Annotated in this window: 16 protein-coding genes and 1 pseudogene; 9 read left to right on the forward strand and 8 right to left on the reverse strand. The window is 61.7% G+C overall.

The genetic code is table 11. From position 1 onward, the window contains the following. Nucleotides 1–71: 71 nt before the first annotated feature. Nucleotides 72–425: a hypothetical protein gene (locus RC54_RS00300; protein WP_058893833.1), complete on the forward strand. Its 354-nt coding sequence runs from the start codon at nucleotides 72–74 to the stop codon at nucleotides 423–425. A gap of 148 nt (nucleotides 426–573) precedes the next feature. Here RC54_RS00300 and RC54_RS00305 read toward each other — a convergent pair whose 3' ends face one another. Beyond that, the gene (locus RC54_RS00305; protein ID WP_058893834.1) at nucleotides 574–1,062 is read right to left on the reverse strand and encodes a hypothetical protein; all 489 of its coding nucleotides are present in this window, start codon (nucleotides 1,060–1,062) and stop codon (nucleotides 574–576) included. 496 nt (nucleotides 1,063–1,558) lie between these two features. Here RC54_RS00305 and RC54_RS00310 point away from each other — a divergent pair, with 496 nt between their 5' ends. From RC54_RS00310 to RC54_RS00320, 3 genes are read left to right on the forward strand one after another with little or no spacing between them, the layout of a single operon-like run. Next, nucleotides 1,559–1,816 carry a FeoA family protein gene (locus RC54_RS00310; protein WP_061789874.1) on the forward strand — a complete coding sequence of 86 codons (258 nt, stop codon included), beginning with the start codon at nucleotides 1,559–1,561 and terminating at the stop codon, nucleotides 1,814–1,816. Beyond that, on the forward strand, nucleotides 1,813–3,642 hold the full coding sequence (gene feoB, locus RC54_RS00315; protein ID WP_061789873.1) for a ferrous iron transporter B: 1,830 nt from the start codon (nucleotides 1,813–1,815) through the stop codon (nucleotides 3,640–3,642). Before RC54_RS00310 ends, feoB begins: the two co-directional genes overlap by 4 nt. Next, nucleotides 3,639–3,923, forward strand: coding sequence for a DUF6587 family protein (locus RC54_RS00320; RefSeq protein WP_058893837.1), 285 nt, complete (start codon nucleotides 3,639–3,641; stop codon nucleotides 3,921–3,923). Before feoB ends, RC54_RS00320 begins: the two co-directional genes overlap by 4 nt. A 15-nt stretch (nucleotides 3,924–3,938) precedes the next feature. Here the strand turns inward: RC54_RS00320 and RC54_RS00325 are convergent, their stop codons facing one another. Continuing rightward, a complete protein-coding gene (locus RC54_RS00325; protein WP_058893838.1) occupies nucleotides 3,939–5,144 on the reverse strand; it encodes a threonine ammonia-lyase in 1,206 nt (401 codons plus the stop codon). Between the two features lie 358 nt (nucleotides 5,145–5,502). On the opposite strand from RC54_RS00325, the gene RC54_RS00330 reads away from it, so the two are divergent. Next, a complete protein-coding gene (locus RC54_RS00330) occupies nucleotides 5,503–5,868 on the forward strand; it encodes a hypothetical protein (protein WP_044528012.1) in 366 nt (121 codons plus the stop codon). Nucleotides 5,869–5,941: 73 nt separating this feature from the next. On the opposite strand, the gene RC54_RS00335 is transcribed toward RC54_RS00330, so the two are convergent. Then, nucleotides 5,942–6,307: a type II toxin-antitoxin system VapC family toxin gene (locus RC54_RS00335; RefSeq protein WP_017452671.1), complete on the reverse strand. Its 366-nt coding sequence runs from the start codon at nucleotides 6,305–6,307 to the stop codon at nucleotides 5,942–5,944. Further along, the gene (locus RC54_RS00340; RefSeq protein ID WP_017452670.1) at nucleotides 6,301–6,519 is read right to left on the reverse strand and encodes a ribbon-helix-helix protein, CopG family; all 219 of its coding nucleotides are present in this window, start codon (nucleotides 6,517–6,519) and stop codon (nucleotides 6,301–6,303) included. Before RC54_RS00340 ends, RC54_RS00335 begins: the two co-directional genes overlap by 7 nt. A gap of 142 nt (nucleotides 6,520–6,661) precedes the next feature. Here RC54_RS00340 and RC54_RS00345 point away from each other — a divergent pair, with 142 nt between their 5' ends. Continuing rightward, nucleotides 6,662–7,234, forward strand: coding sequence for a methylated-DNA--[protein]-cysteine S-methyltransferase (locus RC54_RS00345; protein ID WP_058893840.1), 573 nt, complete (start codon nucleotides 6,662–6,664; stop codon nucleotides 7,232–7,234). A 65-nt stretch (nucleotides 7,235–7,299) separates the two neighbouring features. On the opposite strand, the gene RC54_RS00350 is transcribed toward RC54_RS00345, so the two are convergent. From RC54_RS00350 to RC54_RS00365, 4 genes and pseudogenes are all read right to left on the reverse strand, one after another. Then, nucleotides 7,300–8,166 carry an ABC transporter permease gene (locus RC54_RS00350; protein WP_058893841.1) on the reverse strand — a complete coding sequence of 289 codons (867 nt, stop codon included), beginning with the start codon at nucleotides 8,164–8,166 and terminating at the stop codon, nucleotides 7,300–7,302. Between the two features lie 24 nt (nucleotides 8,167–8,190). After that, the gene (locus RC54_RS00355; RefSeq protein ID WP_061789872.1) at nucleotides 8,191–9,060 is read right to left on the reverse strand and encodes an ABC transporter ATP-binding protein; all 870 of its coding nucleotides are present in this window, start codon (nucleotides 9,058–9,060) and stop codon (nucleotides 8,191–8,193) included. After that, nucleotides 9,041–10,057, reverse strand: coding sequence for an ABC transporter substrate-binding protein (locus tag RC54_RS00360; protein ID WP_061789871.1), 1,017 nt, complete (start codon nucleotides 10,055–10,057; stop codon nucleotides 9,041–9,043). Before RC54_RS00360 ends, RC54_RS00355 begins: the two co-directional genes overlap by 20 nt. 1 nt (nucleotide 10,058) lies before the next feature. Beyond that, nucleotides 10,059–11,088, reverse strand: a pseudogene (locus RC54_RS00365) (ABC transporter substrate-binding protein). 455 nt (nucleotides 11,089–11,543) lie between these two features. Here RC54_RS00365 and RC54_RS00370 point away from each other — a divergent pair. From RC54_RS00370 to RC54_RS24960, 3 genes are all read left to right on the forward strand, one after another. Continuing rightward, on the forward strand, nucleotides 11,544–13,445 hold the full coding sequence (locus RC54_RS00370) for a potassium transporter Kup (RefSeq protein ID WP_061789870.1): 1,902 nt from the start codon (nucleotides 11,544–11,546) through the stop codon (nucleotides 13,443–13,445). A 181-nt stretch (nucleotides 13,446–13,626) separates the two neighbouring features. Next, complete coding sequence (gene rocF / locus RC54_RS00375; RefSeq protein WP_058893846.1) at nucleotides 13,627–14,541, forward strand: arginase; 915 nt, start codon at nucleotides 13,627–13,629, stop codon at nucleotides 14,539–14,541. Further along, nucleotides 14,541–14,690, forward strand: coding sequence for a hypothetical protein (locus RC54_RS24960; protein ID WP_156481311.1), 150 nt, complete (start codon nucleotides 14,541–14,543; stop codon nucleotides 14,688–14,690). The genes rocF and RC54_RS24960 overlap by 1 nt, the downstream gene beginning before the upstream one ends. The last annotated feature ends 55 nt before the right edge of the window (nucleotides 14,691–14,745 follow it).

A 14,745-nucleotide genomic window follows, 5' to 3' on the forward strand; every position in this document is an offset into this window, starting at 1 on the left:
TCGATCCCGCATCCTGTTTCTCGATATCGAAGCCACGGGCTTTCCGATAAACACAACCCAAGGAGGTACATATGAAGACTCGTCATATCCTGATCTCGACCCTGTTCATGGCCCTGGCCGGTAGCGCCATGGCCCAGAATGCCCCGACCAGCGGCAATGCCGTGGACACCGCCCCGGGCACTTCGATGAACTCGGCGACGACGCCGTCGGCCGTGCCGTCCAACGATCCGTTCGTCCAGAAGCGCCAGGCCGATGCCGACGCCAAGGCCGAGTACAAGGCCCAGAAAAAGGCTGCCAAGCAAGAGTACAAATCCGACAAGAAGGCTGCCAAGGCGCAGCTGAAGCAGGAAAAGACGGAGTCCACCGCCCAGCGCAATGAAGCCTTGGCGACCACTCCCAAGACCAAGACCGACACTACGCACTGACGTTTGAGTGGGATGCGGTGATGAAGCGCCCCGGCTGCGGCCGGGGCGTTTTATTTTGCGTTGTGGACGTCACCTCGACGGTCTTGCTCGCCACTGAATGATTGAACGGAACAGGCTCTAGAAAGGAAAGGGCAAAAAGCCGACGCAGCTAGTTGCTCTTGAAGCGTCCCAGCACTGAATTGGCCTGGCGCAGGAAGGCACGCGGATGCGCCTCGACCAGTTGCTCCAGCGCCGGCAACATGCGCTCCAGGGCGATGGTGAGCGCAATGTCGCTGATCTCCTCGCCCCACAACACCTTCTGTACGAAGGCGGCCGGGCCGATCTCGGCTATCAGCCCCATGCTCATCTGACGCTCCAGGGTATCAAGGCGTGGGCCGAAGGTCTGGTCGAAGATGCGCATGATGGCCTCTTCCAGTTCGACCCATTGGACTTGGTGGGCGGTCTGGTCGAGATCGTCGGCATCGTCGTCGGCATCTTGCTGTGCCTGTTGCAAGGAGACCGGATCAATGGGGGCCGGCATCTGGCTATTGTCGATGAGTGCGCTGGCTTCGCCTGCCATGCGACTCAACTGTTGCACCTGCAGCGTCAATGCACTGATTTCGGCCAACAGGCTGCGCAGCGGCATCTGCTGCGGCATATCGGATTCGGCTGGACCTGCTGAATGTGGAGTCATGTTGTGGTGGTCGCTCAGGCCGCCAGGCCCATTTCCATGCAAGCTGCTTGAATCGATCGTTCCGGCGCTGCCGCTCCCCGGCGCTGGGAGCGCCCGGCCCCAGCTGTCCGGCTTGTCGCGCTCGGCATTAATTTCCACAAGGAAATAAATCGAAGTATAGTGCGCTGCAATAATTTACGCATGGAAAATTCTGTGAGATTCGGCGAAGAAGCGACACATTTGGCGAATTTATTGTCTAGATAATAAAAGAAAAACCACGTGTTGCGTTTATTTTATTGCTAATAATCTAACATTTCTGTGAGGATTCCCGGCAGCCCGCTGCGGCATATGGTCGCAGCCGCCGCCGCTCAAGCCCACCTGGCGCGCTTGCCCGAATTGACCGATTACTTCAGTCAGGCACTTATCAGGGTGAAGCAATATAATGAGAATCGTTACTGAATCCTGATCAGAATAAAAAGCCATGCGTCTTACTGAACTAGCCAAGGGCGTTGCCGCCATCGTCGATCATGTCACCGATGCGCACGCTGGCGATGCCGTCGCCGCACGTCTGCGTGACCTCGGTTTCGTGCGCGGAGAACCGGTGCGCATCGTCGCCAGCGCGCCCTTTGGCGGTGACCCCATCGTGGTGCAGATCGGCTCGACGCGCTTTGCGTTGCGGCGCGCCGAAGCCGAGCGGGTCACGCTGCAGGCCTCGGATGTCCAAGGAATGGCAGCATGAACGGTGCCGCGCTCAATATCGCTCTGGTGGGCAATCCCAATTGCGGCAAGACGGCACTGTTCAACCAGTTGACCGGGGCGCGCCAGAAGGTGGCCAACTACGCCGGCGTGACAGTGGAGCGCAAATCCGGCGCCTTCACCGCCCCTTCCGGCCGCCAGGTACGTGTGGTCGATCTGCCGGGCGCATACAGCCTGCAATCGGTCAGCCCTGATGAGCGCGTCACGCAAGCGGTGCTGCAGGGCCGCTATCCGGGCGAGGCGGTGCCCGACCTGATCGTGTGCGTGGCCGATGCCACCAATCTGCGCCTGCATCTACGTTTCGTGCTGGAAGTGCGGCGCTTGGGGCTGCCTATGGTGCTGGCGCTGAACATGATGGACGCCGCCGCCCGCCGCGGCATCCGCATCGATGTGGCGGCACTGTCACAGCGGCTGGGGATGCCGGTCATCGAGACCGTGGCGGTCAAGCGTGGCGGTGCGCGCGCGCTGGTGGACGCCATCGATGTCAAGCAAGTGCCTGCTGCTGCGGCAGCGGTGCCGTCCATTGATGACCTGCACGTCGAGGTGCGCGCCATCCTGGCCGCGACCGTAGTGATGCCGGCTGCCACCGACCGCCGCGACGATGCGATCGACCGGATCGTCCTGCATCCGGTGCTGGGGCTGCTGGTGCTGGCGTTGACCATGTTCCTGGTATTCCAGGCCGTCTATGCCATCGGCAAGCCGATGACCGATGCCATTGCCGATGGCTTTGGCACCCTGGGTGGCGTGGTCGGTGCATGGTTGCCGGAAGGTCCGCTGCGCGGACTGGTGACCGATGGCCTGTTGGCCGGGCTGGGGACGGTGCTGGGTTTCCTGCCGCAGATCCTGGTGCTGTTTTTCTTCATCCTCTTGCTGGAAGAATCGGGCTACCTGCCGCGTGCGGCCTTCGTGCTGGACAAGCTGATGGTCTCGGTGGGTTTGTCGGGGCGTTCCTTCATTCCCCTGCTCTCCAGCTTCGCCTGTGCCATTCCGGGCATCATGGGGACGCGCAGTATCACCGATCCGCGGGACCGCCTCGCGACCATCCTGGTCGCGCCGCTGATGACCTGTTCGGCGCGCCTGCCGGTGTATGCGCTGCTGATCGGGGCCTTCATCCCGCATCATCCGGTGCTGGGCATCTTCAACCTGCAGGGGCTGGCGCTGTTCTGCCTGTATGTGGCGGGCATCGCGGCGGCCATGCTGGTAGCCTGGGTGGCCAAGCGCATCGGCCGTTCGCGCCAGGAGCGCGCGCTGTTGATGGAATTGCCCTCCTATCGCCTGCCGCACTGGCGCGATATCGCGCTGGGCCTGTGGGAACGCGGCGCGATCTTCTTGAAACGCCTGACCGGCGTGATGTTGGCGTTGACGGTACTGATGTGGGCCATCTGTACCTTCCCTTCCCCACCGGCCGATGCCACGCGGGCGGCCATCGACTATTCCATCGCCGGTTATATCGGCCATAGCCTGCAATACCTGTTTGCGCCGCTGGGCTTCAACTGGCAGATCAGCCTGTCGCTGATCCCGGCCTTCGCCGCGCGCGAAACCGCCGTGGCCACCTTGGCTACCGTCTATGCGGTCGGTGGCGAAGAAGGTGCAGCGCTGCAACAAGCGTTGGCGACGCATATCTCGCTGGCCAGCGCGCTGTCGCTGATGGTGTGGTTCGCCTTTGCGCCGCAGTGCATGTCGACGCTGGCCATCATCCGCCGCGAAACGCAATCCTGGCGCCTGGTGGCGCTCTCCTTCGGCTACATGTTCGTACTGGCCTACGTGGCGTCGTTCCTAACCTATCGCGTCGCAGGGTGGCTGGCATGAATCACTTATGGTGGCAATACGCGGTGATCGCCGCACTGGTGGCGGCCAGCCTGGGCTATATGCTGCGCAAGCTGGCCCCGGCCCTCAGTTGGCGCTGGCAGGCCAGGCTGGCAAGCTGGCTGTTGCGGCGTGGCGCCGGAACATGGCAGGCGCTGGGGCGCCGACTGTTGCCGCCGGCCAAGGCGGGAGGATGTGGCGGGGGTGCCTGTGATGGGTGTGGCGACAGCGGCGATGCGTTGCCGCCGCTGGAACAGAAGATCCAGTTCCATCGCCGCCGCTGAGGCCCCAGCGCCTGTTCAGTGCAGCTCTTCGGCCTCGAAGCCGGCCACCCGCAAGGCTTGCAGCACCTGCGCCAGATGCGCACGGCCACGGGTCTGCAGCACCAGCTCGATATCCACGTTCTGCGCCGCCAATAGCGTAAAGGCGCGCTGGTGGTGCACTTCATCGATATTGGCGCCGGCTTCGGCGACGATGCCGGTAATGCGCGCCAGCGTGCCGGGCACGTCGCGCGAGCTGACCTTCACGCGCGCCAGGCGTCCGGCGCGCACCATGCCGCGTTCGATGATGGCCGTCAGCAGCAATGGATCGATGTTGCCGCCCGAGAGCACCAGCCCGACCCGCTTGCCACGGAAGCGGTCGGGATAGCGCAGCAGCGCCGCCAGTCCAGCCGCACCGGCCCCCTCCACCAGGGTCTTCTCGATTTCCAGCAGCATCAGCACGGCCTGTTCGATATCGCCTTCATCGACCAGCAGCAGCTCGTTGGCTTCGCGCGCGATGATGGCGCGCGTGAGCGTGCCCGGCGTGCCCACGGCAATGCCCTCGGCGATGGTGCTGGCGCCCACCGGATGTTCGGTGCCCTTGACGGCGTTGACCATGGTCGGGAAGCGCCGCGTCTGCACCCCTACGATCTCGATCTCCGGCTTGAGGGCGCGCGCGGCCACGGCCATGCCGGCCAACAGACCGCCGCCGCCGATGGCTACCACCAGGCAATCCAGGTCCGGCACTGCCTGCATCATCTCCAGCGCCACCGTGCCCTGGCCGGCGATGATGGCTTCGTCGTCATAGGGATGGACGAAGGTCAGGCCTTCTTTCTCGGCCAGTTTATAGGCGTGGGTGCGGGCCGCTTCCAGGGTGTCGCCATGCAACACCACGTTGGCGCCGAAGCCGCGTGTGCGCTCGATCTTCACGCCCGGCGTGAAGCGCGGCATGACGATGGTGGCCGGCAAGCCCAGCCGTTGCGCGTGATAGGCCACGCCCTGGGCATGGTTGCCGGCCGACATCGCCACCACGCCGCGTGCGCCCGCTTCGCTGGCCGCCACGTCCACCATCTTGTTGCAGGCACCGCGTTCCTTGAAGGAGGCGGTGAATTGCAGGTTCTCGAACTTGAGGAAGACCTGGGCGCCGACGATCTGGGACAGCGTGCGTGATTCCACGCAGGGGGTCTCCAGGATCTGGCCTTGCAGCCGCTGGGCCGCGGCTTGGATGTCGTTGAGCGTTGTCATGCTGAGATTGTAGAGCCAATGCACGGGTTTGTAGCAGTTCGTGCATGTCAGGTGCAAGAATGGCGGGAAATCGAAGTTTCGCTTGGACTAGCTTGTAAAAATCGAAAACCGGGAGCACAAATTCTTGCCGTTTTGTTGATAACCCTGATCGTGCAAATTGCAGTCAGGACAACACAAAATTTCTTTGCGAGTGGCCATTGAAGTCCGCCTTTTGGCCGACTAGAGTGAAGACTCGTCGCGCCGTCAGCGCATTGTTCCTGACTTCAAGCCAGCAGGCGCGGCACCCGGAAGCGCCCTTGCGGCCTTCTCCCGCACGCAGACCCGATCAGCCTCAGCAGTTCTCACCAAGGAGATACCCATGAGCATGGCCACCCGGCACCCGGATGTCAGATCGTCCCCGTCCCTTCCACCCCTACCCGGCATTGCTGCCAGCCCCGCGCGCGAGCGTTCGCGTTACCAGCAACGTACCGCCCCCTTGCTGTTGCGGCTGGTTGAACTGGACCCGCGCGAAGTGGTGGAAGGCGTCATGACCCCCAACGGCTACCTGACCGCCGAGGTCACCCCGGTGGGCCCCATGCGCGAGGCTTGCCCGCATTGCGAAGGGGTGGCGCTGCAACTGGTGCTGAGGCATCACCACGTCAAGCGCAGCCACCTGTTCTGCCGCAGTTGCACGCGGGTGTATGACGCGCTCAATGAGAGTGGGTATTCGGTGTTGACCGTTTGAAGGGCTTGTTTGTCGTGTGCAGGGCGCTGCTGCAACGTGGCGCCCTGTTTATTTTTCTGAATGTGTACATGCCTTAGAGCTTGTAGGGAACACGTACCCCTGGATCATCAGCAGGGAAATCCTTGGTATTGCGAGATACCAAGAGCAGGGAGTGCTCCTGTGCAGATGCCCATACAATGGCATCCGGCAGGCGGATTCGCCGGCGTTGCCGGATATGTACCGCGCGTTCTGCCACTGAACTATCCAGATTGATCAGGTGAAATGATGAAAGCCAGGAACGTAGGGCATCCTCGTTTTCTTCCGAGGCGCCAACCATCACTTCCATCCAGGTCACGATGCTGATGGCGCGGTATTCATAACGTGCCAGCTCCCTTTTGGCAACGGCAATGCCATTGAGATAATCGACCAGGATATTGGTATCGAAGAGTGCGTTTACCATTCTGCACGCAACTCCTTTTGGTAATCCAGGCCATCTACCTTCTTCTTTTTCCAGATGCCGAAGACTTCGGCATTATGTTCCAGCTTGTGTTGAGTGATGTAGGCGGCAATTGCCTCCCGTATGATGACTGCACGCGGACGCTGCTGACTTTCGACGATTTGAGTCAGGTCTGCCAATTGCGAATCCGGGATATCCACCAGGATGCGGCTCATCGTAGGCTCCATAGTTGATGAATGATATACATATCATATATCATCCATAGAAATAGATGGACGAACATTCTCTAGAATGCTTGACTATTTTGCGTACTGGCACAGTAGAATCAGTCCCCTCAACGCAACAAAAGACAAACCAATGGACTACGCCTACAAGCTCATGACCTCCCCGGCCGGTTTGCTCAAGCTGGTGGCCAAGGGCGATCATCTGGCGGCCATCCTGTGGGAAGACGACGATGCCCTGCGCGTGCGCCTGGGCGAGATGGTGGAAGACGAAGACCGTCCGGTGCTGCTGGAGACCGAGCAGCAACTGCGTGAATACTTCGCTGGTGAGCGCGAGAGCTTCGATCTGCCCTTGCACTTCGAGGGCACCGAATTCCAGCGCCAGGTGTGGTCAGCGCTGCTGGATATTCCCTACGGCCAGACCCGTACCTACCTGGATATCGCCCGCCAGCTTGGCAACGAAAAAGCAGTGCGCGCCGTGGGAGCGGCCAATGGGCGCAATCCCATTTCCATCATTGCGCCCTGCCATCGCGTCATTGGTTCGGGTGGCGAGCTGACCGGTTTTGCCGGTGGCCTGCATGTGAAGAAACTGCTGCTGGCCATCGAAGGCATTTCCACCGAGGGCCGCGACATCGGCCAGGTCATCGACCCGCGCCGCAAGGCGCAGTCGCGGCGGCGCGAAGATCCGAATCAATTGTCGCTGCTGTAAATGATATAAATCATTTATATGGATTGGTGGCGCTGCTTTTCCGGCCTACTTTTTAGTGTGGCTCCTCAGCGCTGCATTCCCCACTTCTTCACGGTCACCCGTTCCAGCGTATTGAAGACCAGGTTTTCCACCAGCAGACCGATGAGGATGACCATCGCCAGCCCGGCGAAGACCTTGTCGGTGTAGAGCTCGTTGCGGTTCTGGAAGATGTACCAGCCCAGTCCGCCCTGGCCGCTGGTGGCGCCGAAGACCAGCTCGGCGGCGATCAGCGTGCGCCAGGCGAAGGCCCAGCCGATGCGCAGACCGGCCAGGATCGAGGGCAGGGCCGCCGGCACCAGTACCTGCAGCACGAAGCGCAGGCCGTGCAGGCCATAGTTGCGCCCGGCCATGCGCAGGGTGTCCGACACCCCCAGGAATCCCGCATAGGTATTGACCGCCAGCGCCCACAATACCGAATGCACCAGCACGAAGATCAGGCTGCCCTGACCCAGTCCGAACCACAGCAGCGCGATGGGCAAGAGGGCAATGGCCGGCAGCGGATTGAACATCGAGGTCAGCGTGCCCAGCAGGTCTCGCCCGAATTGGCTGGATACCGCCAGCGTGGTCAGCACGAAGGCCGCCACGATGCCCAGGACATAGGCCTTCATCAGCACCTGCAGCGAGAGCCAGGTCTTGCCGAACAGTTCGCCACTCCGGATGCCATCGACGAAGGCCTGCGCCGTCTGCAGGAAGGTTGGCAGCAACAGGTCATTGTTCTGCCAGCGCGCCACGCCTTCCCATACCAGCGCCAGCAACAGCAAGATGGCGCCCTTGCGCACCCAGCCCTGTTGCCAGATGCGCTGTGGCAGCGAGAATTGACGTTGCAGGACCAGACCGGGCAGGGGTGTGAGCGGGATTTCGTATTCGTCGCGGATCGGGGGCGTCTGGGGCATGGCAATGTTTAGTAGTTCAGTAGTTCAGTAGGAGAAGCGGACGTCGCTGAAGTTGATGGCAGGTTGCGGCGCCGGCGCGGCACTGCCCTCGCCGTCTTCGAACAGCAGGCGATGGATGCGCTGCGCAGTCTGCTGGAAGCCCACGCCGCCCAGGCTGCCCAGGTCGTACTGGTGGCTGTTGATCTCGGCACGCACGCGGCCCGGATGGGGCGAGAGCAAGAGGATGCGGTTGCCCACCACCAGCGCTTCTTCGATCGAGTGGGTCACGAAGAGCAGCGTGAAGCGCACCTCCTCCCACAGCGCCAGCAATTCTTCCTGCATCTTGCGCCGGGTCAGCGCATCGAGCGCGGCGAAGGGTTCATCCATCAGCAGCATCTTGGATTGCATGGCCAGGGCGCGGGCAATGGCCACACGCGCCTTCATGCCGCCCGACAGGGTATGCGGATAGGCGTTCGCAAAGTGCGCCAGGCCGACCTTGTCCAGATAGTGGCGGGCGCGTTCGGCGGCTTCGCGCTTGCCCAGGGTGCGCGAGGCCAGTAGCGGGAACATCACGTTGTGCAATACCGTCTTCCAGGGTGGCAACTGGTCGAATTCCTGGAATACCACGATGCGGTCCGGTCCAGGTTGCCGCACCATCTGTCCGTCCAGACGGATGTCACCGGCCGCCGGCGGCAGGAATCCGGCCACCGATTTCAACAGGCTGGACTTGCCACAGCCGGAAGGTCCGAGCAGCACGAAGCGATCGGCCGTATGAACATCGAAGCTGACGTCGTGGGTGGCCTGTACCACCGCCGTGGCACTGCGGTATTGCAGGCTCACGTGTTGGACCTGCAGCAAGGGTTGGAAGGCCGCCGCTGCACTGACGCTGGCGGTTTCAACTGCCGGGTTGTGCATAGGCTTCCTCGAAGAAATAATCTTTCCAGGAACTGGCGCGGTTCTTCAGGATGCCCAGTTCATACAGTTTCTCGGCATAGACGAAGCTGCGTTCGGGAGAGACGGTGAAGTTGATTTCCGGGTCCTCGACGATGCGTCGCACGAATTGCGGCGACAACTTGGACTTTTGCACGCGGATAAAGGTATCGGCCGCCTTGTCCCTGTTATTGCGTACGAATTCGGCCGCTTCCACCAGCGCCTGGTAGAACGCCAGGTAGGTCTTGGGATTGTCGTCGTGGAATTTCTGGGTGGTGTAGAGCACGTTGAAAGTGGCCGGGCCGCCCAGGATGTCGTAGGAGCTGATGACCTTGTGCACGTTCTTGTGTTCCAGCGCCTGGTACTGGAAGGGCGGGCTGGAGAAGTGGGCGTTGATCTCGGAACCGCCGGCGATCAGGGCCGCCGTGGCATCGGGATGCGACAGACTGACCGTGATGCGGTCGAAGCGCTTGAAGTCGGCCTTGCCATAGACCTTGGCAGTCTCAATCTGCAGCGTGCGCGACTGGAATCCTACGCCGGCAGCCGGTACCGCAATGCGGTCCTTGTCGCTGAAATCCTTGATGCTCTTGACCTGGGGATTGTTGGAGAGCAGGTAGTTGGGCATGGAGCCCAGCGAGGCGATGGCCTTGACGTTCTGCCGGCCGCGCGTGCGGTCCCACAGCACCAGGGCCGGTGGCGCGCCGGCCGACACCACGTCCAGGGCGCCGGCCAGCAACGCCTCGTTCATACCGGTGGCACCGGACAGGCTGGTCCATTCGACCTTGATGTCCAGGCCTTCCTGCTTGCCGTATTTTTCGATCAGCTTCTGGTCTTGCACCACGTCCAGGATCAGGTAGCCGATGCCGAACTGCTGGGCGATGCGGATGCTGCCTTCGGCATGGGCGTTGGCTGCGCTACCTAGGGTGATCAGGCTGGCCAGCAATGCCGCAAATGATTTATATGATTTACGCAAGGAGGGCATCTCAGCTTCCCCCCTGGATGTGCACATCATCGAAGAAATAATCCTTCACCGAGGCCGGTTTATTCTTGATGGCGCCCACCCGGTGCATGAACTCGGCCAGGCCATAGGTATTCTGCGGGGCGATCTTGAATTGCACTTCCGGGTTCTTGATGATCTGCAGCAGCAGCTTGCGGTCGGTATTGCCCTGGCTGACCTTGAGATAGATGTCAGCGGCCTTCTCCGGGTTGGCGGCGATGAAGCGGGCAGCTTCATCGAGTGCGCCCAGGAAGGCGCCATAGGTCTTGGGGTTGTCCTGGCGGAATTTCTCGGTGGCGTACAGTACCGTGGCCGAAGAGGGGCCGCCCAGCACGTCATAGGACGTTGAGCACGATATGGGCATTGGAATTGCCGGCCAGCTCCTGTTCCTGGAACGGCGGGTTGCCGAAGTGGCCGGTGATTTCGGTGCCGCCGCTGATGATGGCTGCCGTCGCATCCGGGTGCGGCACCGCGATGCTGATCTTGTCCAGGCGGTTGTACTGGGCATCGCCCCACAGCTTGGCCGAGGCCAGTTGCAGCACGCGCGACTGCACCGACACCCCCACGGCGGGCAAGGCGATGCGGTCCTTGTCGCTGAAGTCGGCAATGGTCTTGACCTTGGGATTGTTGCTCACCAGGTAGTAGGGGAAGTTGCCCAGCGAGGCTACGCCGCGCACGTTCTGGCGGCCACGGGTGCGGTCCCAGATGGTCAAGAGCGGCCCCACGCCGGCACCGGCGATATCGACCGAGCCCGACAGCAAGGCGTCATTGACGGCCGAGCCGCCGGAGAGCTTGAGCCACTGGACCTTGATATCGACACCCGCGGCCTTGCCATGCTTTTCGATCAGTTGCTGGTCCTGCGCCACGTTCAAGAGCAGGTAGACGATGCCGAACTGCTCGGCGATGCGTAGCTGACCTTCGGCACGCGCCACTAGCGGCGCGCCCAGCAGTGATACGGCCACAGTAGTGGTCAACAGACGCCGCAGGCGCCCCTTGGCAGAGAGTTTGGTGGTCATGGTGTCCTGTGCGGTGGAGGCCGGTACAGCAAATCCCGTGGAGGGTCCGGCAGGAAGTGGCTTAGAACCGTTGAATAGAGAAATTGCGGTTCTTTATTCGTTCGGAGTATATAAAGGGCCGGGCAGAAAGAAAAATTCGATTACCGCATATCCATATGCAGCTTGCGTATGGGCGGCAAAGCCTTGTCTACCGTGGGCTGCAGCCGAAATGAAGGATTTTTCGCAAGGACGATTCCGCAACCGCGTCCTTGCCCGGCTGTCAAGTTCTGCACGTGAAGCAAGAGGCGGCCACGCAACGTCAGGATGACGTCAGCGGCATTTTGAGCGCACCACGGGTAGAGTGCGATAAAGTACGCCTCCTGCCCGGACGGTGGTCGGACCTCTTTGCCTAGAGGTCCATGCTGATCCCGGATCGCTGTCCGCCGGCACTCATTTGAAGAAGCAAAGGGAGCAAGATGAGTTCATCTCACACCAATCCAAGCCTTTCCCTCCGGTCCCGCAAATTCCACGTGATTACCCTGGCGGCGCTGGGCGTGGTGTTTGGCGATATCGGTACCAGTCCGTTGTACGCCTTGAAGGAATGTTTCAGCCCCGACCACGGCATCGCCTTTTCCCCGGGCGCGGTGCTGGGCATCATCTCCATGCTGTTCTGGGCCATCACCATCGTGGTCACCATCAAGTATGTGATGTTCGTGCTGCGCGCCGATAACAACGGCGAAGGCGGCGTGCTGGCCTTGATGGCCTTGTCGCTGCGTTCAGCCGTCTCGGGTTCGCCACGGGCCAAGCTGTTGTTGATGCTGGGCGTGTTCGGTGCCTGCATGTTCTATGGCGACGTGGTCATCACCCCGGCCATCTCGGTGCTCTCGGCGGTGGAGGGGCTGGAAATCGCCGCGCCGTCCACCGCGCACGTGGTCATTCCGCTGACCCTGGTGATCGTGGTGGTGCTGTTCCTGATCCAGCGCCACGGCACCAGCGTGGTGGGGCGCTTCTTCGGGCCGGTGATGTTCCTGTGGTTCTTCTCGCTGGCGCTGCTGGGCCTGTACAACATCGTCAAGGCGCCGGAAGTGCTGGTGGCGATCAATCCCTATTACGCCGTGCATTTCATGGCCGAGCACTCGCTGCAGGCCTTCATCGTGCTGGGCTCGGTGGTGCTGGTGCTGACCGGGGCCGAGGCGCTGTATGCCGACATGGGGCACTTCGGCATCAAGCCGATCCGTTATGCGTGGCTCTTTACGGTCATGCCCTCGCTGCTGATCAATTACTTCGGCCAGGGCGCCAACCTGATCGCCAATCCGAAGGCCATTGCCAATCCTTTCTACCTGATGATCCCCGAGCCGCTGGTGCTGCCCATGGTGCTGCTGGCCACCTGCGCGACCGTCATTGCCTCGCAGGCGGTGATTTCCGGCGCCTTCTCGCTGACCAGCCAGGCCATCCTGCTGGGCTTCGTGCCACGGATGCGCATCTTGCATACCTCCGAGGATGAACAGGGCCAGATCTACATCCCGCTCATCAACTGGATGCTGCTGGTGCTGGTGGTGGCCGTGGTGCTGGCTTTCAAGAAATCCGACAACCTGGCCGCCGCCTACGGGGTGGCCGTGACCACCACCATGGTGATCACTACCATGCTGCTGGGGGTGGTCATGCGGCATATCTGGAAGTGGCGCAATTCGGCGCTGGTGGTGACCATCACCTTCCTGCTGGTGGTGGACCTGGCCTTCTTTGCGGCCAACCTGTTGAAGTTGACCGAAGGCGGCTGGTTCCCGTTGGTCATCGGCGGCGCCGCCTTCTTCCTGTTGATGACCTGGTATTCGGGCCGGATGCTGCTGCGTATGCGCATCAAGGATGACGGTATTCCCATCGAGCCCTTCATCGAAGGTCTGCTGGCGCATCCGCCGCATCGCGTGGGCGGCACCGCCGTCTTCATGACCGGCAATATCGCCACCGTGCCGGTGGCGCTGCTGCACAACCTGAAGCACAACCGTATCCTGCATGAGCGCGTGTTCTTCCTGAAGATCAGCATCTGGGACGTGCCCTATGTGGCCGATAGCGAGCGCCTGACCATGAAGGACCTGGGCGGCGACATCTACCTGCTGCGTGCCGCCTTCGGCTTCAAGGAGGCACCGGAAGTGCAGAAGGTCATGACCTTGACCGAGCAACAGTTCGGTCATCACTTCGACCTGATGGATACTTCCTTCTTCCTGGCGCGCGACACCGTGGTGCCGAGCAAGCTCTTGGGCATGTCGCTGTGGCGCGAACGCATCTTCGCCTGGATGTACCAGAACGGCGCCAAGCCGTCGGACTTCTTCCACATCCCGGCCAACCGGGTGGTGGAGCTGGGGACCAAGGTCGAGATCTGACCGTTGCATGTCCTGCGTGAACAATGCCGTTCAGTGTGTCGCTGAACGGCATTTTTCTTGGTGGCTGCAAAATGCCGAAGGAATTCATATCGCCAGGCCGCATCGAAGAGCCAGGGCCGTAGCGTGGCGGGCATGGGTGCAGTATCGTTCACCATCACTTTTAGCAAGGAGCAGCAAGCACATGAACAAGATCAGGATGATGGGTGCCCCCACCGACGTAGGCGCCAGCCGTCGTGGCGCTTCGATGGGACCGGCCGCCTTGCGCGTGGCCGAATTGCAGCGCGGTTTGCAGCAGCATGGCGTGGAAGTGATCGATGGCGGCGACCTGGGCGGCCCGGCCAATCCGCAGCAGCCGCCGGTGCAGGGTTTGCGCCACCTGGAGCAGGTGGTGCAGTGGAACCAGGCGGTGTTCGAGGCGGTGGCCTCCAGCCTGGCACAGGGCGAAGTGCCGCTGCTGATGGGTGGCGACCATGCGCTGGCGGTGGGCTCGATCGCTGCCGTGGCAGCACATTGCCGCCGCCACGGCAAGCCACTGCGCGTGCTGTGGCTGGATGCCCATGCCGATGCCAATACCAGCCAGTCCACCCCGACCGGCAATATCCACGGGATGCCGGTGGCTTGCCTGTTGGGCGTGGGCCCGCAGGCGTTGACGACCATCGGCGGCCAGACGCCGGCCTTGCAGCCGCAGCAGATCTGCCAGGTGGGCATCCGCAGCGTCGATAGGGAAGAAAAACGCCACCTGCGCGAACTCGGCGTGCGCGTCTATGACATGCGCCACATCGATGAACACGGGATGCGGCAGACCATGGAAGAGGCGCTGGCCGGCCTGGATGCCGATACCCATCTGCATGTGAGCTTCGATGTCGATTTCCTCGATGCGGCGCTGGCGCCGGGCGTGGGCACGGCCGTGCCGGGCGGTCCCACCTACCGGGAAGCGCAGTTGTGCATGGAGATGATCGCCGACACCGGACGTCTCGCTTCGCTGGACATCATGGAGCTCAACCCGGCCTGCGACGTGCGCAACCAGACCGCCGAGCTGGTGGTGGACCTGGTGGAAAGCCTGTTCGGCAAATCGACCCTGATCCGCCAGCCTTGATGGCAAGCTTGGGGCAAGGTTTGAAAATTACTGATTTTTTTAGAGCGATTGCCACAGGCTTGCAATTTGAGGTTGAAGGATTGCAGCCAATGCCGGATTATTCAGGGTTTTTCGTTTCTGGCGCACTGGCGCGGCTTGCCGCCGCGTGATTCCCGTCTGCCAGGAAACGCTTGTCCACCGGGCAGATCCGGGCCAGGCACCCGC

The organism is Herbaspirillum rubrisubalbicans, from assembly GCF_003719195.1.
Taxonomy (GTDB): Bacteria; Pseudomonadota; Gammaproteobacteria; order Burkholderiales; family Burkholderiaceae_D; genus Herbaspirillum; species Herbaspirillum rubrisubalbicans.

Excerpts from the sequence above, each read along its gene's own strand:
- RC54_RS00300 (WP_058893833.1), top strand. The coding sequence starts at position 72 with ATGAAGACTCGTCATATCCTGATCTCGACCCTGTTCATGGCCCTGGCC.
- RC54_RS00305 (WP_058893834.1), bottom strand. The coding sequence starts at position 1,062 with ATGCCGCAGCAGATGCCGCTGCGCAGCCTGTTGGCCGAAATCAGTGCA.
- RC54_RS00310 (WP_061789874.1), top strand. The coding sequence starts at position 1,559 with ATGCGTCTTACTGAACTAGCCAAGGGCGTTGCCGCCATCGTCGATCAT.
- feoB (WP_061789873.1), top strand. The coding sequence starts at position 1,813 with ATGAACGGTGCCGCGCTCAATATCGCTCTGGTGGGCAATCCCAATTGC.
- RC54_RS00320 (WP_058893837.1), top strand. The coding sequence starts at position 3,639 with ATGAATCACTTATGGTGGCAATACGCGGTGATCGCCGCACTGGTGGCG.
- RC54_RS00325 (WP_058893838.1), bottom strand. The coding sequence starts at position 5,144 with ATGACAACGCTCAACGACATCCAAGCCGCGGCCCAGCGGCTGCAAGGC.
- RC54_RS00330 (WP_044528012.1), top strand. The coding sequence starts at position 5,503 with ATGAGCATGGCCACCCGGCACCCGGATGTCAGATCGTCCCCGTCCCTT.
- RC54_RS00335 (WP_017452671.1), bottom strand. The coding sequence starts at position 6,307 with ATGGTAAACGCACTCTTCGATACCAATATCCTGGTCGATTATCTCAAT.
- RC54_RS00340 (WP_017452670.1), bottom strand. The coding sequence starts at position 6,519 with ATGAGCCGCATCCTGGTGGATATCCCGGATTCGCAATTGGCAGACCTG.
- RC54_RS00345 (WP_058893840.1), top strand. The coding sequence starts at position 6,662 with ATGGACTACGCCTACAAGCTCATGACCTCCCCGGCCGGTTTGCTCAAG.
- RC54_RS00350 (WP_058893841.1), bottom strand. The coding sequence starts at position 8,166 with ATGCCCCAGACGCCCCCGATCCGCGACGAATACGAAATCCCGCTCACA.
- RC54_RS00355 (WP_061789872.1), bottom strand. The coding sequence starts at position 9,060 with ATGCACAACCCGGCAGTTGAAACCGCCAGCGTCAGTGCAGCGGCGGCC.
- RC54_RS00360 (WP_061789871.1), bottom strand. The coding sequence starts at position 10,057 with ATGCCCTCCTTGCGTAAATCATATAAATCATTTGCGGCATTGCTGGCC.
- RC54_RS00370 (WP_061789870.1), top strand. The coding sequence starts at position 11,544 with ATGAGTTCATCTCACACCAATCCAAGCCTTTCCCTCCGGTCCCGCAAA.
- rocF (WP_058893846.1), top strand. The coding sequence starts at position 13,627 with ATGAACAAGATCAGGATGATGGGTGCCCCCACCGACGTAGGCGCCAGC.
- RC54_RS24960 (WP_156481311.1), top strand. The coding sequence starts at position 14,541 with ATGGCAAGCTTGGGGCAAGGTTTGAAAATTACTGATTTTTTTAGAGCG.